Below are 21,046 nucleotides of genomic sequence, written 5' to 3'. Positions count from 1 at the left end.
GGTGACTGAAAACACCCTGCCCCCTGACGCCCAACAGCCCGAACAGATCGAATGGTCGGGCAAGTTCATCACCGCCAAACGCCGTGGGCGTTGGGAATATGTCAGCCGCGCGCGGGGCATTCGCGCCGCCGTGATCCTGCCGGTGGATCAGGGGCGCGTTATCCTGGTCGAACAGTTTCGCGTGCCGCTGGGGCGCAATTGCCTGGAACTGCCCGCCGGGCTGATCGGCGATGAAGTGGGCGCAGAGGGCGAAGGCGCGGACAGCGCCGCCGCGCGCGAGCTGGAGGAAGAAACTGGCTTCCGCGCAGAGCATTGGGAAGACCTGGGCGAATTCTTCTCCTCCCCCGGAATGGTCACCGAAAGCTTCACCTTGCTGAAGGCCAGCGGGCTGACCCGGGTGGGCCCCGGCGGCGGGGTGGAGGGCGAGAACATCACCGTGCATGAGGTGGCGCTGGCCGACATTGCCGAAGTGATCGGCGATTTCCGGGCTCGCGGCGTGGCGATCGACGTCAAGCTGTTGCTGCTGCTCGGCGCCGGCATCGTGGGAGAGAGCAAATGAAAATCGCCATTCTCGGCGCTGGCGCCATGGGCTGCCTCTATGGCGCGGCGTTCCATCGGGCCGGTGCCGAGGTGCTGCTGATCGATGTCGACCAGGCGCATATCGATGCGATCAATGCTGGCGGGCTGGAACTGGAAACCCGCGCCGGCACCGAAATGCTGCCGATCCCGGCGCTGCGGCCCGATCAGCTGGATGCGCCGGTCGATCTGGTGGTGGTGTTCACCAAGACGTTCCAGACCGACCGCGCGCTGGGTGGCATCGCCGCAGCCATCGGGCCGGATACGCAATTGCTGAGCCTGCAGAACGGATTGGGCAATGATCGCCGGCTGGCCGAACACGCCGCGCCCGAGCGGGTGATGGTGGGGGCGAGCACCATGCCGTCCGACCTGATCGGGCTGGGCAAGGTGCGCAGCCATGGCGAAGGCGGTTCCAGGCTGTTCCCGGCGTTCGAGGGCGAGGCCGATTTCGCCGTGCGCGTGGCCGATCTGCTGACGGCCGGCGGCATCCCGACCACGGCCGATCCGGCCATTCATCAGGTGATCTGGTCCAAGGCGATCTTCAACGCGGCGATGAACCCGCTCTGCGCGCTGACGCTGCGCACGCCGGGTTTCCTGTTCCTGCATGACGAAAGCCGCGACATGATCCGCACGGTTGTGGATGAAGGCGTGGGCGTCGCCCGCGCGAGCGGGGTGATGATCGAGGCCCAGCCGATCCATGATCTGACCCATGTGTCGATGACCGACCACGCCAATCACGAAGCATCGATGCTGCAGGATGTGAAGGCCGGCCGGCGCACCGAAATCGATGCGATCAATGGCGCGATCCTGGACGCGGCGCATGCGGCGGGCCTGTCCGTACCCGTCACGGAAACGCTTTACCGCATGCTGCGGCTGCAGGATGCGAAGATTTCTACCTAATTGCGCCGCAAGCGCCCTTCCCTTTTGTCCCCCGACCCAATAGCACTGCGGGAAAGGACAAGATCAACGGAGAGGCCGCATGGCGCAAAACAACACGATCACCTGTTACGATATTGCGATTTCCACCGGCGCCACGATCAGCCCCTTCGTCTGGTCGACCAAATATGCGCTGGCGCACAAGGGCTTCGATATCGATCTGGTGCCGGGTGGTTTTACCGGCATTTCAGAACGGACAGGCGGCAAGACCGAACGGCTGCCGGCGATCGTGGACGATGGCAAATGGGTGCTCGATAGCTGGGGCATCGTCGAATATCTCGACACGACCTATCCCGATCGCCCGGCTCTGATCCCCCACCCGAGCGTGGCGCCGATGGTGCGGGCACTGGATGCGTGGTTCTGGCGCGTGGCGACCGGGCCATGGATGCGCTGCTACTGCGCGGATTACCGCGATCTTTCGAACCCCGAAGATCATGAATACATCACCCATTCGCGCGAAATCATGATCGGCATGAAACTGGAAGATCGCCAGGCCGGGCGCGAGGATCGCCTGCCGCTGATCTCCGCCGATCTGGAACCGCTGCGTATCGTGCTGCGGGAGGAAAAATGGCTGGGCGGCGAGACGCCGAACTATGCCGATTACCGCATTCTGGGATCCATCCTGTTCACCGCATCGGTATGCAAGATCCCGGCGCTGGCCGAAGACGATCCGCTGCGCGACTGGATCGAAAGGTGTCGCGATCTGTTCGGCGGACTGGGCCGTCACCCCGGCCTGTTTCCGCTCTATGGCCTGGAACAGCGTGAAGGCGACGCCCCGCTGTTTGCTGCTGCCGGCCAGGGCGGGATCCACAAGCGCAACACCGGCCTGGAATCGACCCGCGCCGAAACCCAGCGGATTACCGACGGCATGGCAAAGGCTTGATCACGTGACACGTCCCAAACTGCTTGTAACCCGCCGCTGGCCCGACACCGTCGAAGAGGCGCTGCGCGCGCAATTCGATGTGACGCTGAACGAGAGTGACGAACCGATGAGCCAGCAGGCGCTGGCCGATGCGATGGGCGCCTATGATGTGCTCTGCCCCACCGTGTCAGACCGGATCGACGCCGATGTGATCGCCGGGGGCGATCGGGTGAAGCTGATCGCCAATTACGGCGTCGGTTTCGACCATATTGCGCTGGACGCCGCCAAGGCCAAGGGCATTGCCGTGACCAACACGCCCGGCGTGTTGACCGATGCCACCGCCGATATTGCGCTGACCCTGCTGCTGATGGCCGCACGACGCGCGGGCGAAGGGGAACGGGAACTGCGCGATGGCCGGTGGAGCGGCTGGCGCCCGACCCATCTGATCGGTTCGGAACTGCGCGGCAAGGTGCTGGGGCTGGTCGGTTTCGGCCGGATCGGCATCGCCACCGCCCGCCGCGCGCATCATGGATTCGGCATGAAGATCGCCTATTACGCCCGGCGTCCGGCCGAAGCGGATATTGCGGCGGAACTGCAGGCGGAATTCCACCCGGTGCTCGACGATCTGCTCGGCCTGTCCGATTTCGTCTCGCTGCATGTGCCGGGCGGCGGGGACACCGCCAATCTGATCAATGCCCAGTCGCTGGCGAAGATGAAGGCCGGATCTTACCTGATCAACACTGCGCGCGGCGGCGTGGTCGATCATGATGCGCTGGCCGATGCATTGCGCAGCGGGCATCTGGCCGGTGCCGGGCTGGACGTCTATCCGCAGGAGCCGGCGGTGCCGGCGGCGCTGCTGGAGCTGGAAAGCGCCGTGCTGCTGCCGCATCTGGGCAGCGCCAACCGCGAAACCCGCGTTGCCATGGGCATGCGGGCGCTGGCCAATGCGCAAGCTTGGGCCAATGGCGATGAACTGCCCGACCGGATCGCATGAGCCAGGCTGACCTGCGCGCCGCCGTCGATGCGCTGATCACGCGGGAAAAGCTCCCGCGGGATTACGCCACCGTCGTTACCGATTATTGGGCGCCGCTGGCCAATTTCGTGGCGGCCTGCAAGCTGCCCGATCAGCCGCTGCTGGTGGGCATCAATGGCGCGCAGGGTTCGGGCAAATCGACGCTGTGCCATTTTCTGGAACTGCTGCTGCATCAGCGTGGCCTGCAGGCGATCACCGTGTCGCTGGACGACCTCTATCTCCGAAAGGCGGAACGGGCGGAACTGGCCGATGCGGTCCACCCGCTGTTCGCCACGCGCGGCGTGCCCGGGACGCATGATACGGCGCTGGCGCACAAGGTGTTCGACGATCTGCTGGGCGGGCAGCCGGCCGATGTACCCCGGTTCGACAAGGCGGTGGATGATCGCAGCCCGGACGCGCATTCTTCCACCCCGCCGGTGGATATCGTGCTGTTCGAAGGCTGGTGCGTGGGCGCCCGGCCGCAGGATGAAGTGGCTCTGGCCGAACCGGTGAACAGCCTGGAGCGGGAGGAAGATCCGCTGGGAATCTGGCGCGGAACCGTCAATCGGTATCTGCAGACCGATTATGCCGCGCTGTTCGCGCGCATGGACATCCTGGTGATGCTGGCCGTGCCGGGGTTCGAATCGGTGAAGGCCAACCGCCTGCTGCAGGAACGCAAGCTGGCCGCCGCCCGTCCCGATGCCGCCGGGTTGATGGATGAGGCGGCGGTGGAACGCTTCATCATGCATTACGAGCGGCTGACCCGGCATATCGCGCAGGAAATGCCCGCGCGTGCCGATGTGGTGCTGCGGCTGGGCGATGACCAACGGCCCATCGGCCTGCCGCCGGTGCTGACCGATTTCATCAACCGATGAACGCCATCGATCTACAGAACAGAAGAGTTTGGGGAGGAATTTCGAGATGACACTGGCCCGTGTCCTGCGTGCGGCGGCCCTGCCGTTGTGCCTGATCATCAGCGCCTGTGGATCGGGGCCCGACGGCCCGGCCGATGTGGATGAAAAGCGCCTGCTGGCTGCCGAGGATGATCCCGACAACTGGATGACGCATGGGCGCACCTATGCCGAACAGCGCTTCAGCCCGCTGACCGACATCAATGCCGAGAACATCGGCGATCTGAAGCTCGCCTGGGCCGTCGAACTGGATACCAATCGCGGGCAGGAAGCGACCCCGATCGTCGTGGACGGGGTCATGTATATCTCCACCGCCTGGTCCAAGGTGATGGCCGTCGATGCCGCCACCGGCAAGACGCTGTGGCAGTATGACCCCGAAGTAATTGGCGCCAAGGGTGCCGATGCCTGCTGCGATGTCGTCAATCGCGGCGTCGCCGTTTGGGAAGGCAAGGTGTTCGTCGGGACGATCGATGGCCGGCTGATCGCCATCGATGCCGCCACGGGCAAGCCGCTGTGGGACAAGGTCACGGTCGACCAGAGCAAGCCCTACACCATCACCGGGGCACCGCGCGTGATCCGGGGCAAGGTGATCATCGGCAACAGCGGCGCCGAGCTGGGCGTGCGCGGTTACCTGAGCGCCTATGACGCCAATGACGGCGACTTGGTGTGGCGGTTCTACACCGTGCCCGGCAACCCTGCCGACGGCCCGGACAATGCCGCATCGGACGAAGCCTTCGCCAAATTCGCGGGCAAGACCTGGGATGGCAAATATTGGGAAATGGGCGGCGGCGGAACCGTGTGGGATTCCTTCGTCTATGATGCCGATTTCGATCAGCTGATCGTGGGCGTGGGCAATGGATCGCCCTGGAACCATCGCGCGCGCAGCAATGGCAAGGGGGACAATCTGTTCCTCAGTTCCATTCTGGCGCTCGATCCCGATACCGGCGCCTACAAATGGCATTATCAGGTGAACCCGGGCGAAACCTGGGATTTCACCGCCACCCAGCAGATCACCCTGGCCGATCTCAACATCGACGGCGAACCGCGCAAGGTGTTGATGCAGGCGCCCAAGAACGGGTTCTTCTATGTGCTGGATCGCAGCAACGGGAAGCTGATCAGCGCCGAACCCTATGCACCGCAGAACTGGGCCGAACGGATCGATCTGGCCACCGGCCGTCCGGTCGAAAAGCCGGAAGCCCGCTTTGCCGACAAGCCGGCACTGCTGTTCCCGGCCGGGATCGGCGCCCATGCCTGGCATCCGATGAGCTATTCGCCGATCACCGGGCTGGTCTACATCCCCAGCATGCATGTGCCGCTCGCCTATGGGGACGACGTGAATTACGAACGCCACATCGGCCGCTGGAACACCGGGGTTGCCTTCCAGGCGCCGCCGGAAGGCGCGATCGAGGGCGCCACGCCCGCTGAACGGCGGGCAGCGCTCGCCGCGATGAACCGGGGCACGCTGCTGGCGTGGGATCCGGTCAAGCAGGAAGCCCGCTGGAAGGTGGAACAGCCCTTCCCGTGGAACGGCGGCACGCTGGCGACGGCGGGCAATCTGGTGTTCCAGGGCGATCCTTATGGCTTCTTCCATGCCTATAACGCCGAAACCGGCAAGGAATTATGGAAGTTCGATGCCCAGCGCGGAATGGTGGCCGGGCCGATCAGCTATCGCGCCAATGGCGAACAATATATCGTAGTCCTGGCCGGTTACGGTGGATCGATGGGCATGGCGACGGAATCGCCATGGATGCGTCGCCCGGCCCCCAATGGCATGCTGCTGGCCTTCAAGGTTGGCGGGACAGCCAAGCTGGAACAGCTGCCGCCCTTCACCCCCGAACCCTATGTCGAAAGCACTGAGACCTTCACCCCGGCGCAGCTGGCCGAGGGTGAAAAATGGTACTTCACCTTCTGCACCATCTGCCACCGTGGCCCGGTGAACCCCAATCTGATGCGGTCTGCCATCGCCACCAACCGCGATGCATGGCGCAGCGTGGTGATCGACGGGGCGCTGGCCGACAATGGCATGATCAGCTTTTCCAAGTGGATCACGCCCGAACAGGCAGAGGCCATTCGCGGCCATGTGCTGACCGAAGCCAAGCGCATGCGTGCGGTCGAGGCATCGGGCCAGCAGGCAACCGACAATGGGCCTCCGGCCGGACAATAGTTCTGTTGATGAACTATTTGCATAACGGATGATACCTCGCTAACCAGCGACGGGCGCGCAGAATGGAACACCAGCGCGCCCGTCGTTGATTGGGGAGAGACGAATGCGCAAATCCATGGTCCTGGCATTGGGTGCGGCGATGATCGCGCTGTCGGCGCCGGCGCTGCAGGCACAACAGCAGCCGCAGGGCACCTATCCGGGATCGGAAGTGGCCGAAGGGGACTGGGTCAGCTGGGCCCGCGACATGGGCGGCACCCGCTTTTCCCCGCTGAACGAAATCAACAAGGACAATGTCGAGAAGCTCGACGAAGCCTGGCGTTTCCGCCTGCGCCCCACCGGCGGCGCGGCCTTGCTGGGCGGCACCGTGCCGATCGTGATCGACGGCATCATGTATCTGCCGGTCGGCAATGCCGTCGTCGCGCTGGAAGCGCACACCGGGCGCGAATTGTGGCGGCATGATGTCGCGGGTGGCCTCGTCCGCCGCGGCGTGTCCTACTGGCCGGGCGAAGGCGATATCGGCCCGCGCATCATCTTTTCCACTGGCCCCACGCTGGTCGCGCTGTCCGCCGCGACCGGGCAGCCGGACCCGGGATTCGGCGAAAACGGCGTCGCCGCCATCGAAGGCACGCCCTATGGCTATCCCCCATCGATCTTCGGCAATGTGATGCTGATCGGCGCCAACACCGCCGAAATGCCGCGCGGCCCGAGCGGCAACAGCCGCGCCTATGACGCGCGCACCGGCAAGAAGCTGTGGGAATTCAACAGCATCCCCCAACCGGGCGAAGTGGGCCATGAAACCTGGCTGGACGATGGCTGGAAAGAACGGTCCGGCACCAATATGTGGATCTGGTATGCGACCGGCGACCCGAAGACCGGGCTGATCTACATGACGCTGGGCAGCCCATCGCCCAATTATTACGGCGGCGATCGCCCGGGCGCCAATCTGTTCGGCAATTCGGTGGTGGCGCTCGATGCGCAGACCGGTGCCTATCGCTGGCATTTCCAGACCATTCACCATGATTTGTGGGATTGGGATCTTCCCGCCCCGCCCGTGCTGTTCGACGTCACCATTGATGGCAAGACCATCCCTGCCCTGGCCGAGACCGGCAAGCCGGGGCTGATGTATATCCTCAACCGTGAAACCGGCGAACCGATCCACGGCGTCAATGAAATGATCGTCGCGCGCGGCGATGTGCCGGGCGAATGGTATTCGCCGACCCAGCCGATCCCGGTGAAGCCGGAACTGCTGTCGCGCATGCACTGGACGCCCGACGATGTGGTCACGGCCGAGGATACCTCTGCCGATCATGCCGCCGCCTGCCGCGCGCTGCTCGATTCCTATGGCGGCACCTTCTTCAATTCCGGCCCCTTCACGCCCTTCTTCCTGCATGAAGAAGGCATGGCGCCGCGTGCATCTATCAACATGCCGCACAATGGCGGGTCCAACTGGGGCGGCAGCGCTTCGGATCCGCATCGCGGCATCATCTATCTCAACACCACCGAAAGCGGCAGCATCGGCTGGATCGAGAAGCGCAACCCCGAAGGGGATTACGGGCGCGGCACCGATGCCTCCACCCAGATCTACGACCGTGGCAGCCTGGCGGGCCCGGGCGCCTATTCATCCTTCATCGCGCCCTTCACGGCGGCCGATGGCACCAAGACCAATCTGCCCTGCATCCGCCCGCCCTGGGGCCGGTTGCTGGCAGTGGACGGCAACAGCGGCGAAGTGCTGTGGGCAACGCCGCTGGGCACCACCGAAGTCCTGCCCGAAGGCAAGCAGGAAACCGGATCCAACAACACCTTCGGCGGGCCGATCGTGACCGCCGGCGGGCTGGTTTTCATCGGCGCCACGTCTGACCGCTATTTCCGCGCCTTCGATGCCGAAAACGGCAAGATGCTGTGGAGCAAGCAGCTCGATTACGGCGCCCTGACCGTGCCGGTTTCCTATCGCGGGAAGGACGGCAAGCAATATGTCGCCATCCTGGCATCGGGTTCCAACCTGGCCGGACCGCCGCCGCGCGGACCCGACGGGCGGCCGATGAACAATGAATCGCTGATTGCCTTCGCCCTGCCCGAATGATGCGGGAACAGACAAAACAAGGGGTGAAGATCATGGGAGAGCTGTCAATGAAGAGGAACACTTTGCTGGCGCTGGGCTGCGCGGCACTGGCGATTGCCGGTTGCGCCGCCCATGCCCAGGACAATGCCGCACCCGCCGCCGGCGGAACGCGGACCACCACCACGCCGGAAGGCGCGCTGATGCAGATCGATGAAGATCTGCCATACAAGCCGGGCACGCTGACGCAGGAACAGCTGATGAGCCCGACGCGCAGCCTGTTCGTGCTGAACGGGATGAATGTGTTCCGCCGCTTCCCGCGTGAAAACACCGCAGAGATCGTGAAGTTCTATACCGAGGCACTGAAGCTGCGCTCGCTCAATCCGATCCAGCTGACATCGTCGCAGCAGATGCTGCTGACCGGCGTGGGATCGGCACAGATCAAGCTGGCGGCCGGGCAGCAGGGCAATCGCAAATACGATATGTCCGGTGGTTACAAGGCCGGAACGGGCATCCGCTTCCTGACGCTGACCTATCCCAGTGAGCAGGACGTCATTGCCAGCTTCACCGCGGCCGGCTTCCCCGCCCCCAGCTTCGGCGATCGCGGCGACGGCACCCGTGCGGCCATGGTCAACGATCCTTCGGGATTTCCGCTGGAACTGGTGATTCGTGCCGGCGCCAAGCCGGGATCGAATGACGGCGTGGGAGTGAACATCAACACGTCAGACCTGGAACGCAGCCGCGCCTTCTATCGCGAATTCGTCGGCCTGGATGAATTGCCCCCGGTCGAGGACAAATTGCTGGGGATCACACGCTACCCGTTCCGCCATGGCGAAACGACCATTTCGCTTTATCACACCGGGACCAATGAGCCGGCGGACAATGGCAGCGCGGGCATCCAATATGTCGTCAGCGACACGCCGATGGTCGATGCCAAGGCCAAGGCGCGCAACATCGCCGTGGAAACGCCGCTGAACAAGCTGCGCGGGTTCGAACTGATCACGGTGTGGCTGAACGATCCGGACGGCGTCACCAATTACTTCGCCCAGGTCAATGCCAGCGCGCAGCCGGCGTCGAATGGGGGCACCGGGCGCCGCTGATCCGGCATTGCAGACACAAAAAAGGGGGCCGGATGGCCCCCTTTTTCATATCCGGTAGCAGGCCAGATTACTTCTTGGCCTGCATGATGTACTTCGAGACAATATCAATTTCCTCGTCGGTCAACTGACCGCCGAAACCGGGCATTGCGCCCTGCCCATCGGTGACCCGGCCGAGCACGAAGGCATAGTCCAGCTTGCTGTTGCCGTCGAAGGACGGACCGATGTGGCCCGTGCCGCCGGCATCGCCGAGCACGTGGCAGGCGCCGCAGGACCAGTCGTTGAAGATCTGCCGGCCCTGTTCGACCTGTTCGGCGCTCAGCGTGGCAGCGGCTGCGCCGCCTTCAGCGCCTTCCAGTTCAGGAGCCACGGCGAAAGCGCTGGCGGCAGGAACTGCTACGATCGCCAGGGCGAGAGCAGCGGCGCCAATCTTGCCGCGCGTATCTGCAAATGCTGCGAATCGAACCATTTTTTTCCCCAGTATCTCTATCTTTTTCGCCGGGTTGCCCGGTTTGGCGACCCTGTCGAGGACTGTCGTAACCGAGTCAAGCTTTACCGCAGATTTACACGGCCGGATTTCTGGACTTTGTCAATTTCGTGATACAAACGCCGCATCCGGACGGCATGACGGGACAACAGTGGAGGTGACGCAACGAAACCGATGATCTAGGGTTCCGTCAAACACGTTAAGGAGAGACCAGAACATGGTCAGAAGTTATCTGGGTGTCCTGGCCGCTGTGTCCCTGCTGACTGCATGTGGCGACAATTCCAGCGCTGTCGCCCAGCCTGATGTCACCGTGCAGCAGCTGATGGCAAAAACCGTGCAGCCGACGGCAGAAATATATTGGGGCGCAGTCCAGTACATCAGCGACGAAACCGGCAACCACGACATTGTGCCGGAGACCGATGAAGACTGGGAAAAAACCCGTCTGGCCGCCGTCAAGATCGGTGAACTGGGCAAGCAGCTGGCCAGCCCTTCCTATGCCGCCGGGCGTGGTGAAGACTGGGTGCTGTTCGCCAACTCGCTGACCGAAGTGTCCAAGCGCGCCGAACAGGCCGCCATCGACAAGGACGTGGAAAAGACCTTCGAAGTGGGCGGCACCGTCTATTCCGTCTGCTCCGCCTGCCATCAGGTCTATCCGCCCAAGGAAGCCGATGTTCCGGTCATCAACGACATCGAAGCGGTGAAGGCCGCCGTCGAAGAACACCAGTAACTCCGCCACAGGGGGGCCGATGATCCAGTCGCCACACAACGGCGCGGCACAGCGCGTCCCCCCTGTCGGTCCATTCATGACACCGATGGGCGAAGTGCCGGCGGGGGCCGGCCTGAAAGCTTCACCCACCGCCGCGATCAGGGCGCTTTCGCCTGATCCGCAACCGGCCGTTCCGCTGTTCGGCCCGACCCCGGCATGGATTCTGATCCTGCTCAACAAGATGGCGCGGCATGGCTGATCGTGCCGCCAGCGCCCGAACTGCCGATGGGGCACCCGCACCTTCGCGCCCGCCCCTGAACCTTCATCATTTCACAGGATATATCGCATGACCGAACAGAAATCAGGCTCGAAGAAGCTGCTCCTCCTGGGTGGCGCCGTGGTCGTGGCCGCCGTGGGCGTGCTCGGCTTCGTGCTGCCCGCCGAATATGGCAAGGATCCGCTCGGCATCGGCAAGGCCACCGGCGTGCTGAAGCTTTCCGAAGAGGTGGAAAGCGAAGAAGTGATCCGGGGCAAGGCGCGCGGACAGGTGATCTGGCCAATCGCGGCCGGCATCGCGCCAGAAGGACTGGCAGCAGAGCTGACCCGAGTCGCGGCCGAAGCGGGCGTTGCCGCGCCGGCGGCGGACACGATCAAGACGGACCGCTACACCATCGAACTGCTGCCGTTCGAGGCCATCGAGATGAAATACGACCTGGCCGAGAAGGCGCCGCTGATCTTCAGCTGGAAGGCGCCGGTGCCGGTCCATTACGACATGCATTCGCATCCCCATGTCGGCGGTGAGGAGATGACCGAAGGCTATTCCGTGGGCGATGCGGCGCAGCAGAGCGGGGTCTATGTCGCGCAGTTTGCCGGGATTCATGGCTGGTACTGGCAGAATCGGACCATCGATCCGGTGACTGTGACAGTCGATGTGGCAGGTCCGATCAACGCATCCTTCACTTTCGACAAGACCGGCAAGCACCCGCGGGATCTGAACCCGATCGGTGCAGAAACGGCGGCCCCGGCAGCCGGCGGTGCCCCGTCACCCACGCCGGAAGCCGCCGCGCCGGCGCAATAAATGGATAGGCCGGGGCGCGCTTTTTTCGGATTTTGTCAAATAGGCGCGCCCGGGCTCTTGTTGTTGTTGCGCAATCTCGGCTAGGCAGGCGCCGAAGCCGCTGGGGAGGCGGCAACGATAAAGCAGGGAGCCTGAAGTGACATCATCGCCGCGCGCGCGCTCGATCCGGGGTGCAAAGGCCCGTCGCCTTACTTTGCCGCTGATGACTGTGGCGCTCGCCATGATGGCATCGGCCTGCACCGCGCCTGGCGCAACAACCGGCAATCGCGCGGCATCGGCCAGCGCGCTTCCCGCAGGCAATTTCGATTATACCACCTGGGACAGCTATCTGGGCGGCGGCGAAAGCTCGCAATATTCCGCGCTGAACCAGGTCAATACCGGCAATGTCCAGCAGCTGCAGCTGGCATGGAGCTATCCCACAGGCGAAGGCCAGCCCCCGCGTTTCAACCCGGTCGTGGCCGGTGGCCGCATGTATGTGCTGGCCGGTGACGGCAATCTGGTGGCGCTGAACCCGGCGACCGGCACGGAAATCTGGCGCAGCAGCATCGAAGGCCGCATCGGCGCGCGCGGGATCAATTACTGGAAGAGCGCGGACGGTTCGGAAGAACGGCTGATGGTCGTGAACGACGGCATGCTGCGCGCGATCGACGCCCGCACCGGCCGCTTCATCGACGGCTTCGGCCAGGCCGGCAAGGTTGATTTGCGCGGCGCGCTGCGCAGCGACGGTGTCGAAGCCCGCCCGCTGCAGAGCGACAATCCGGGCCGGATCTACAAGGACACGATCATCATCTCCCTGCCGGCGGGGCATTATGATTATGCATCCTCCCCCGGCGACATCCAGGCCTATGACATACGCACCGGCGCACTGAAGTGGGCGTTCCATGTGGTGCCGCGCGTGGGCGAATTCGGTTCGGAAACCTGGCCGGAAAAGGACCGCGAAAAGTTCGGCGGAATTCACAACTGGTCGGAATCGACGATTGATACCGAACTGGGCCTGGTGTTCATCCCCACCGGTACCGCCCGTTATGATTTCTACGGCGGCAACCGCGAAGGCAACAACCTGTTCGCCAATTCGCTGGTCGCGCTGAATGCGGAAACCGGTGAACGCGTCTGGCATTTCCAGACCGTGCATCACGATCTGTGGGATTTCGATCTTCCCGCCGCGCCGAAACTGATGACCATCACCAAGGATGGCCAGCAGATCCCCGTGGTGATCCAGCCCAGCAAGCAAGGCTTCCTGTTCGTGTTCGATCGCCGCGATGGCACGCCCGTGTGGCCGATCAACGAAACCCCGGTGCCGGCATCGGACGTTCCGGGTGAAAAGGCATCGCCGACCCAGCCGATCCCGAGCTGGCCGGAACGGTTCGGCCGCGATCGCTTCACGGCTGAAGACATCAATCCGCATATTCCGGAAGCCGACCAGGCCAAGCTGCGCGAACTGCTGGCCAAGTCCCGCAACGAAGGCATCTTCACCCCGCCCAGCCTGCGCGGGTCGATCTCCATGCCGGGCCACAATGGCGGCACCAACTGGGGCGGCGTCGCAGCCGATCCGGTGCGCCAGCGCATCTATGTCGTCTCGCGTGAATTGCCGCTGCTGCTGAACCTCAACCCGGATCGCCGGGCAGAGGCGAAGGCCGCGATGCCGAACGGCGAAGGCGATGACATCATGCCCTATCGCTGGCCGACGAACTTCCTGTTGCAGAGCAATGGGATGGTCGCGATCAAGCCGCCGTTCTCCTATCTGACCGCCTATGACATGAACACCGGGAACAAGCTTTACGCCATTCCCAATGGTGAAGTCATGACGCTGGAACGTCAGGGCATTACCGGTGTCGGCGCCCAGGCACCGCGCGGCGGCCCGGTCGCCACCGCCGGTGGCCTGCTGTTCGTCGGCACGGCCACGGACCGCAAGTTCCGCGCCCGCGATGCCGATACCGGCCGCGTGCTGTGGGAATATGAGCTGCCGGCGGCGACCGAGGGCGTGCCCGCCGTGTTCGAAGTGGATGGCCGCCAGTACATCACCATTCCGGTGGGCGGTGTCGGCCACTTTGCCGGCGGCCTGGGCCTGCCTGAACCGGGCCCGAGCCAGTACATGACCTTCGCCCTGCCCGCCGGAGCTAAATGATGCGCGCCCTGGCCGTTCTGCTCGCCGCCACCTGCGCCCTGGCGCCGGTGACCGGCGTGCTGGCGCAGGCGGTCGACCTGACGGTCGTTCCGCCCGTGCCGACCGATTTTAAGGCCAAGACCACCCCCTGGGGCGAACCCGACCTGCGGGGTGGCTGGCCGATCGACCATCTCAATGGTCGCACCCCGCTGGAACGCGATCCGGCGCAGGGCAATCGCGCCTTCCTGACGGAGGAAGAGTTCGCCCAGCGCGACGAGGCCGTGCAGCAGCTGGCCCAGCGTTACGAGAATGAAGACAAGACCGGCACCATGGGCATCGGCCACTGGGCCGAGGTGGCCAACGCCAATCGCCGCACCAGCTGGATCATCGATCCACCCAATGGCCGCCTGCCCGCTTTTACCCCAGAAGGGCAAAAGCTGTCCGACGAAATGCGGTCTACCTGGGCCGCCGGGCAGAGCTTCGAATGGACGGATGATTTCGATAGCTGGGACCGCTGCATCACGCGCGGCCTGCCGGCATCGATGTTCCCGTTCATGTACAATAACGGCATGCGCATCTTCCAGTCGCCGGGCCTGGTCGCCCTGCAGATGGAAATGGTGCATGAAACCCGCCTGATCCCGACCGACGGCCGCGCGGGCATCCCGACCCAGATCGAAAACTGGCTGGGCGAAAGCCGGGGCCATTGGGAAAACGGCAACACGCTGGTAGTGGAAACCACCAATCTGAAGCCGGGCCCATCTGCCACGAACATCGGCACAACGGGTTCGCCGCGCGAAAACGACACCCCGATCAGCGCGCAGGCCAAGATCACCGAACGCTTCACCATGACCAGCCAGGACACGATTGTCTACGAAGTCACGCTGAACGATCCGGTGGTATTCACCGCGCCATGGACGGCGCGGCTGGACTGGCAACGCGATGACGATTTCGGTATTTTCGAGTATGCCTGCCATGAAGGCAATGTGCAGGTCCGAAACTATATCACTGCGTCCCGTGCCGAGCGCGCGCAGGAGCAGAAGACCGGTGACTGACCCGGCGAAGATCGAATACACTGAACCTTGCAGAGTTATGAGAGCCGGAGGGGCCCAGAAAATGAACACGTCGAACTTTATCCGCAGCATGGCAGCAGGCGCGCTGCTTGCCGCCGTAAGCCTGACTTCGCTGGCGGTGCCCGTAGCCGCACAGCAGGTGCCGGCCGATCTGACCACCATGCCGCCTGTGCCGACCGATTTCGATCCGCCCAAGACCCCCTGGGGTGAGCCCGATTTCCGTGGCGGCTGGCCGATCGACAACATCGCCAGCCTGCCGCTGTCGCGCCCGGATCAGTATGGTGACCGCTTCTGGCTGAGCGAGGAAGAATTCAATCAGCGTGCGGAACAGGCCAACCGTTCCACCGAAGCCTATCAGGCCGAGGAAGAATCCGGCAAGATGGGCATGGGCCACTGGGTCGAATCCGACGCATCGGGCCGCCGCACATCCCTGCTGGTGTCGCCGACCAATGGCAAACTGCCCGCCTTCACCCCCGAAGCCGAAGCGCTGTACAAGGCCGGCCGTTCCAGCTGGACCCCGAACACAGACTTCAACTGGGTAACCGATTTCGACGGATGGGATCGCTGCATCTCGCGCGGTTTCCCGGCCTCCATGCTGCCGTTCCGGTACAACAACGGCATCCGCATCTTCCAGTCGCCCGGCTATGTCGTGATCGCGCTGGAAATGCTGGGCACCCGCGTTATCCCCACCACCACCGCCGCCGAATGGCCGCAGGGTGTTGAAGCATGGCTGGGCAGCAGCCGTGGCCGCTGGGAAGGCAACACGCTGGTCATCGAAACCAAGCATGTGAAGACCGGCGACAGCGCCACGACGGATCAATACGCACGCAACGGTTCGCCGCTGAACATGGCGACCATGGGCGTGCCGCCGTTCAACACCATTCCGACCAGCGCAGAAGCGGTAACCACCGAACGGCTGACGATGACCAACAAGGATCACATCATCTACGAACTGACCTATAACGATCCCAAGGTCTTCACCGCGCCCTGGACTGCCCGTCTGGAATGGACGCGCAAGGACGATTACGAATTCTTCGAATACGCCTGCCACGAAGGCAATGTGCAGGTTCGCAACTACATCACCGCATCGCGCGCCGGCAGCCTGCAGGCAGCCAGCGCCGAAGATGTCGCCGGTGAAGCCAACAGCGGGCATTGATGCCTGAATGACGGCGGGCTGCGCCCTGTGAACGCAATGGTCTTCGGACCGGCCGATATGGCCAAGTTCACGGGGCGTGGCTCCGCTGCATCACATGGTGTGAGATCGCGCTGCGCAGCGGCTTCCACAGCATGCACCCCGTACCAGCGCCTTCGCGGTCGGGCATGATTTTCCTGAAAACCCGCCTTTCGATGCCCCGTCGTTCTGCTCTGTGCGGAACAGGCGCAACCTCGTACCTTCAATAGAGGGACCAGCAGGCAGATTGGGCAGCGCATTATCCCCCGCCCGGCACCCCGGTGGCGCCTGTGGCGGAAACAAGAAACAGGAGTGGATCTGATGGCTTACAAGAAATTGCCCTACAACAGATTGCAGGGCGTGGTCGCAGGCGTGATGCTGATGTCCGCCACGACAGCCTGTGCGCAGACCAATGCGCCGGTCAATTCCACCGCTGCCGGTGGCCTGAGCGGCCCCGTTCAGACCCAGCAGGGGCTGGTACAGGGCGCACCGGGCAAAAGCGAAGGCATCACCGTCTTCAAGGGCATTCCTTTCGCCGCACCGCCGGTGGGCGATTTGCGCTGGGCCCAGCCCGCCGCACCGGTCGCCTGGACCGGCGTGCGCGATGCCACCAAATGGGGCAATGTCTGCGTGCAGCCACCCGCGCCGCAGCGTTTCCCGGTCAATTCTGCCACCGACATGCCGGATTCCCCGGCGATGAGCGAAGACTGCCTGTTCCTGAACATCTGGACCGGAGCCAAGGCCGCCGGCGAGAAGCGCCCGGTAATGGTGTGGCTCTATGGCGGGGCGTATAATGAAGGCGGTGGCAATGCCCCCTTCAGCGAAGGCGACAAGCTGGCCGAAAAGGGCGTGGTGCTGGTCACCTTCAACTATCGCGTCGGATCGCTCGGATTTCTTTCCCACCCTGAACTGACGGCGGAAAGCCCCCACAATGCCTCCGGCAATCAGGCGATGGGCGATGCCATCGCCGCCTTCAAATGGCTGAAGGAAAATGTCGCAGCCTTTGGTGGCGATCCAGACAATATCACCATCTTCGGCGAAAGCGCCGGCGCCGCGCTGGACGCAGGGCTGACCGGATCGCCGGTGGCACGCGGCACGTTCGAGCGGGCGATTTCGCAAAGCGGCGCCTGGATGGGCCTGGGCATCGCCCTGATGCCGACCATGGCCGATTCCGAACGCCGCACGGTGGAAGCTGCCGAGAAGATCGGCGCCACCTCGCTCGCCGCCATGCGCGCATTGCCCGCGGAAGAGGTGATCAAGAACTTCCGCGGCCAGGGCATGGTCGTCGATGGCTGGATCATTCCGGAAGATCTGTCGATCACCTTCGCCAATGGCCGTCAGAACCCGGTCGACGTCCTCGTCGGCTCCAATTCGGATGAAGGTTCGTTCACCGCAGCCATGGGCGGGCCGCCGGCGACCCTCGCCAGCTGGAACGAAGGCGAAGCGCGCCGCTGGGGCAATCAGGTGGCGCTGGGCCGCGCGGCTTACCCGGTCAGCACCGAGACCGAAGCGATCAAGGCATCGACCATGCCATTTTCCGACACCATGGCCTGGCACATGCGGCTGTTTGCGGAATCGCAGGCCAAGATCGGCAAGAACGCGTGGCTGTACTGGTTCACCCATACCCCGCCCTATGATGCCGACCGCCCCAATCTGGGCGCCGGTCACACGGCGGAAATCCCCTATGCCTTCAACAATCTGGCGGCACCGCGCACCTTCCCGGCGGGCAGTTCCGTCACGCTGATGGCCAACAATCCGGCCGAGTTGGCCTTTGCCGATCAATTGTCGCAATATTGGGTGAACTTCGCCCGCACCGGCAATCCCAATGGCGAAGGCCTGCCGCAATGGCCGACGCTGCGTCAGCTGGGTGCCGATGAAGCCATGCTGCTGAATGGCAATGGTTCCGGCAAGGGCAAGTGGATCACCCCGGCCCAGTCGGCGCTGTTCCGCGCGATGTATGAAGAACGGGTGGCGCAGCCGCTGGGGATCAAACCGGGACAATAAAAATACAAAAATAACAACAAGGAGAGGGGCATGCGGAGTTTCGTCAGGGGGCGGTCTTCGCCGCCCCTTTCCGCCATGGGCGTCGTGCTGGCGCTCGGCAGTCTGTCATGGGCCGGGTTCAGCCTTGCCGGCGCCACTACCGCCGGTGCCCAATCGGGCGGCGGCAGTTTTTCAGCCCAGGTCCAACTGGGTGAACAGGCCTACACCACCAATTGCGCCGCCTGCCACGGGCCCGATCTGGCCGGCGGCCAGTTCGCCACTACGTTGAAGGGGCCGACATTTCTGGCCAAATGGGGCGAGGCCCCGGCCGGCGATCTGTTCCGCTATCTGCGCACATCCATGCCGCCGGGCAATGCCGGCACCCTGCCCGATGAAACCTATGCCGCGCTGACCGCGCTGATCCTAAATCGCAATGGCGGAACGGCCAGCGCGGCGCTGGCCCATGTGCCGGAACAGCTGGCCGGGTTTACCCTGCCCGCCAAGCCAGAAGAAGGCGCCAGGGTCAGCGAACTGGGCATAGGCGGCATTTCCACCCGCTACCCCATGCCCGCCGGCCCCACCCCGCCCGACCGTTTCGCCAACTACCAACCCGTGACTCAGGCCATGCTCAGCGATCCGGCACCGGAAAACTGGATGAGCTGGCGGCGCGGCCATAATGGTCAGGGTTATTCGCCGCTGGCCCAGATCGACACCGGCAATGTCGGCCAGCTGCGACTGGCCTGGGCCCAAGCGCTGCCCATGGGCGAAACCACCAATGAACCGCTGGTGCGCGACGGGGTGCTCTATGTCTTCGGCTATGGCGATCAGGTGTTCGCCTTCGATGCTGCCAGCGGCACCATGTTGTGGAATTACAAGCGCGCCGTGCCGGAAGGCACCTCGCTGACCTCCAAGAAGACGCTGGCGCTCTATGGCGACAAGATTTTCGCCGCCACGTCGGATCTGCATCTGATCGCGCTGGACGCGCGCACCGGGCGCCAGGTGTGGGACGTGCCGATCACCGACAAGACAGGCTTCCGCAATCCCGGCGGGCCGCTGGCGGCCGATGGCGTGATCATGCAGGGCCTGACCACGCAGCAACCGGGCGGCGGGCTGATCGCCGGGTTCGACGCCGAGACCGGGCGCCATCTGTGGACCTTCGACACCGTGGCCAAGGCCGGTACCCCCGGCGGTGATACCTGGAACGGCCTGCCCGACAATGAACGGCGCGGCGGATCGGTCTGGACGTCCGGCACCTATGATGCCGAAAGCGGGCTCGCGCTGTGGGGCGTGGCGCAGACCTATGACACCGGGCCGCTGCGTGACCGCGAGCCGGGCGAGAACAATGACGGGCTCTATACCAATTCGACCCTGGCCTTCGAACCCAGGTCCGGCCGGCTGGCCTGGCATTATCAGCACATGAAGAACGACCAGTATGATCTGGACTGGGTGTTCGATCGCGTCATCGGCACGATCAATGTCGGCGGCCAGGATCACCGCGCCGTCATCACCGGCGGCAAGGAGGGACTGTTCGATGCGTTGGATGTCGCCACTGGCCGTTACCTGACCACGGTCGACATGGGCCTGCAGGATTTCATCATCGCGATCGATCCGGTGACCGGGGACAAGACCGTGGACCCGAAACTGGTGCCCGGGCGTGACAAGGGGCCGGTGTTCGTCTGCCCGCATGCCGGGGGCGGCCGCAACTGGAGCTCAACATCATTCAACCCGCAGAGCCGGGCGCTGTTCGTCAATGCGCGCGATGTCTGCATGGAGATGGTGCCGGCGGAAACCGGCTTCCTGACCAGCGGGGTCAATGTGCTCTATTCGCCGCCGGCCGATGGAGACGGCAATTACGGCGTGCTGCAGAACCTTGATGTCGGCAGCGGCAAAATCACCTGGGAAGTCCGCCGCCGCGCGCCCTATGACATGGGCATTCTGAGCACAGCGGGCGGATTGCTGTTCACCGGGGGCATGGACCGGCAGTTTATCGCCTATGACCAGGCGGACGGGCGCGAATTGTGGCGCACCGGGGTGGCCGGCATTCCCAATGGATCACCGATCACCTTCTCTGTCGATGGGCGGCAATATGTGGCGATGGTGACCGGGGCCGGCAATCCGCTCGCCTTCGGCCTGCCGGCCGCCTTCACGCCGGAAATTCCGCTGCCGCCGGTCAATGGTTCGGCGCTCTATGTGTTTGCGCTGCCGGAAAAGAACTGAAGCACCGGTGGCTGAAACAAGAAAGGCCGCCCCGAGGGGGCGGCCTTTCCTTTGTCGGCAGCATGGCCACCGGAATGCGGCATGATCAGTAGAAGATGCCGAGCGTGAAGCCGATTGCGCGACCGAAGCCGACGACCATGATCCAGAACAGCAACGACAGCAGGCCGGCAACCTTGGCGCCGGTCGGGATTTCACCCGTGCCATATACGTCCCAGGCGGCCTGAGTCTTCTGGGTGATGACATGGAAATAGACCATGTTGATGCCCGCCAGGGCCATCACGCCCATCTTCCAGAGGAAGTAGGGATTGACCATGTAGGTGCTGGCCTTGCTGACGAACAGCAGGCCGCCGGTGATGGCCGCAAGCACGAAGGCGCCTACCGTCCATTTGAGCGTGTCGCGGCTGAGTTCGGTAAAGCGCTGCTTCAGACCGGCAATGCCGAGCAGCCGCAGATCGACGATGGCGATCGTGCCGATCACCGTTACCAGCGCGATGACGTGGATCGTTTCCAGGGTCGGGAATGCCCAGGTCGATTCGGCGATGTAGATGCCGACTTTCGAATACTCGATCGTCTGCCAGATATTTTCAGGTTCAGGATACATCGATAGCCCCCAGAA

The 21,046-nt window shown here is 63.8% G+C and carries 18 protein-coding genes; 16 read left to right on the top strand and 2 right to left on the bottom strand.

The window, feature by feature from the left end; translation table 11 throughout:
• Position 1: 1 nt before the first annotated feature.
• The 8 genes from GRI97_RS05195 (at position 2) to GRI97_RS05160 (ending at position 9,617) form a co-directional block, all read left to right on the top strand.
• Positions 2–559, top strand: a complete 558-nt coding sequence (locus GRI97_RS05195; protein ID WP_328598498.1) for an NUDIX hydrolase — start codon at positions 2–4, stop codon at positions 557–559.
• A complete protein-coding gene (locus GRI97_RS05190; protein WP_161390029.1) occupies positions 556–1,476 on the top strand; it encodes a ketopantoate reductase family protein in 921 nt (306 codons plus the stop codon). Before GRI97_RS05195 ends, GRI97_RS05190 begins: the two co-directional genes overlap by 4 nt.
• A 79-nt stretch (positions 1,477–1,555) precedes the next feature.
• Complete coding sequence (locus GRI97_RS05185) at positions 1,556–2,395, top strand: beta-etherase (RefSeq protein ID WP_161390028.1); 840 nt, start codon at positions 1,556–1,558, stop codon at positions 2,393–2,395.
• A gap of 4 nt (positions 2,396–2,399) precedes the next feature.
• A complete protein-coding gene (locus tag GRI97_RS05180; protein ID WP_161390027.1) occupies positions 2,400–3,368 on the top strand; it encodes a 2-hydroxyacid dehydrogenase in 969 nt (322 codons plus the stop codon).
• The gene (locus tag GRI97_RS05175) at positions 3,365–4,261 is read left to right on the top strand and encodes a kinase (RefSeq protein WP_161390026.1); all 897 of its coding nucleotides are present in this window, start codon (positions 3,365–3,367) and stop codon (positions 4,259–4,261) included. The genes GRI97_RS05180 and GRI97_RS05175 overlap by 4 nt, the downstream gene beginning before the upstream one ends.
• A gap of 46 nt (positions 4,262–4,307) precedes the next feature.
• The gene (locus GRI97_RS05170) at positions 4,308–6,461 is read left to right on the top strand and encodes a PQQ-dependent dehydrogenase, methanol/ethanol family (protein WP_161390025.1); all 2,154 of its coding nucleotides are present in this window, start codon (positions 4,308–4,310) and stop codon (positions 6,459–6,461) included.
• Between the two features lie 103 nt (positions 6,462–6,564).
• Positions 6,565–8,541: an outer membrane protein assembly factor BamB family protein gene (locus GRI97_RS05165; RefSeq protein ID WP_161390024.1), complete on the top strand. Its 1,977-nt coding sequence runs from the start codon at positions 6,565–6,567 to the stop codon at positions 8,539–8,541.
• Between the two features lie 47 nt (positions 8,542–8,588).
• Complete coding sequence (locus tag GRI97_RS05160; protein ID WP_161390023.1) at positions 8,589–9,617, top strand: VOC family protein; 1,029 nt, start codon at positions 8,589–8,591, stop codon at positions 9,615–9,617.
• A 67-nt stretch (positions 9,618–9,684) separates the two neighbouring features.
• Here GRI97_RS05160 and GRI97_RS05155 read toward each other — a convergent pair whose 3' ends face one another.
• Positions 9,685–10,083 (bottom strand): c-type cytochrome, encoded by a 399-nt coding sequence (locus tag GRI97_RS05155; RefSeq protein ID WP_161390022.1) that lies wholly within the window; start codon positions 10,081–10,083, stop codon positions 9,685–9,687.
• A 235-nt stretch (positions 10,084–10,318) separates the two neighbouring features.
• Between GRI97_RS05155 and GRI97_RS05150 the strand changes: the two genes are divergently transcribed.
• The 8 genes from GRI97_RS05150 to GRI97_RS05115 all read left to right on the top strand — a co-directional run bounded on the left by GRI97_RS05150 (position 10,319) and on the right by GRI97_RS05115 (position 20,430).
• Positions 10,319–10,828, top strand: coding sequence for a hypothetical protein (locus GRI97_RS05150; protein WP_161390021.1), 510 nt, complete (start codon positions 10,319–10,321; stop codon positions 10,826–10,828).
• Between the two features lie 19 nt (positions 10,829–10,847).
• Positions 10,848–11,066 carry a hypothetical protein gene (locus tag GRI97_RS05145; protein WP_161390020.1) on the top strand — a complete coding sequence of 73 codons (219 nt, stop codon included), beginning with the start codon at positions 10,848–10,850 and terminating at the stop codon, positions 11,064–11,066.
• 87 nt (positions 11,067–11,153) lie between these two features.
• Positions 11,154–11,885: a hypothetical protein gene (locus GRI97_RS05140; RefSeq protein WP_161390019.1), complete on the top strand. Its 732-nt coding sequence runs from the start codon at positions 11,154–11,156 to the stop codon at positions 11,883–11,885.
• Positions 11,886–12,087: 202 nt separating this feature from the next.
• Entirely contained in the window at positions 12,088–14,010 is a 1,923-nt protein-coding gene (locus GRI97_RS05135) for an outer membrane protein assembly factor BamB family protein (protein ID WP_161390018.1), read from the top strand.
• Complete coding sequence (locus tag GRI97_RS05130; RefSeq protein WP_161390017.1) at positions 14,007–15,041, top strand: hypothetical protein; 1,035 nt, start codon at positions 14,007–14,009, stop codon at positions 15,039–15,041. The genes GRI97_RS05135 and GRI97_RS05130 overlap by 4 nt, the downstream gene beginning before the upstream one ends.
• Positions 15,042–15,102: 61 nt before the next feature.
• Positions 15,103–16,215 (top strand): hypothetical protein, encoded by a 1,113-nt coding sequence (locus GRI97_RS05125; RefSeq protein ID WP_161390016.1) that lies wholly within the window; start codon positions 15,103–15,105, stop codon positions 16,213–16,215.
• 336 nt (positions 16,216–16,551) lie between these two features.
• On the top strand, positions 16,552–18,234 hold the full coding sequence (locus GRI97_RS05120) for a carboxylesterase/lipase family protein (protein ID WP_161390015.1): 1,683 nt from the start codon (positions 16,552–16,554) through the stop codon (positions 18,232–18,234).
• A gap of 30 nt (positions 18,235–18,264) precedes the next feature.
• Positions 18,265–20,430, top strand: a complete 2,166-nt coding sequence (locus GRI97_RS05115) for an outer membrane protein assembly factor BamB family protein (protein ID WP_161390014.1) — start codon at positions 18,265–18,267, stop codon at positions 20,428–20,430.
• Between the two features lie 85 nt (positions 20,431–20,515).
• Here GRI97_RS05115 and GRI97_RS05110 read toward each other — a convergent pair whose 3' ends face one another.
• On the bottom strand, positions 20,516–21,031 hold the full coding sequence (locus GRI97_RS05110) for a DUF6644 family protein (protein ID WP_161390013.1): 516 nt from the start codon (positions 21,029–21,031) through the stop codon (positions 20,516–20,518).
• Positions 21,032–21,046: the final 15 nt, after the last annotated feature.

This window comes from Croceibacterium xixiisoli, from assembly GCF_009827305.1.
GTDB lineage: Bacteria > Pseudomonadota > Alphaproteobacteria > Sphingomonadales > Sphingomonadaceae > Croceibacterium_C > Croceibacterium_C xixiisoli.
Note: the sequence above shows the minus strand (reverse complement) of the source record. Positions and strands in the feature narration are given on the sequence as shown.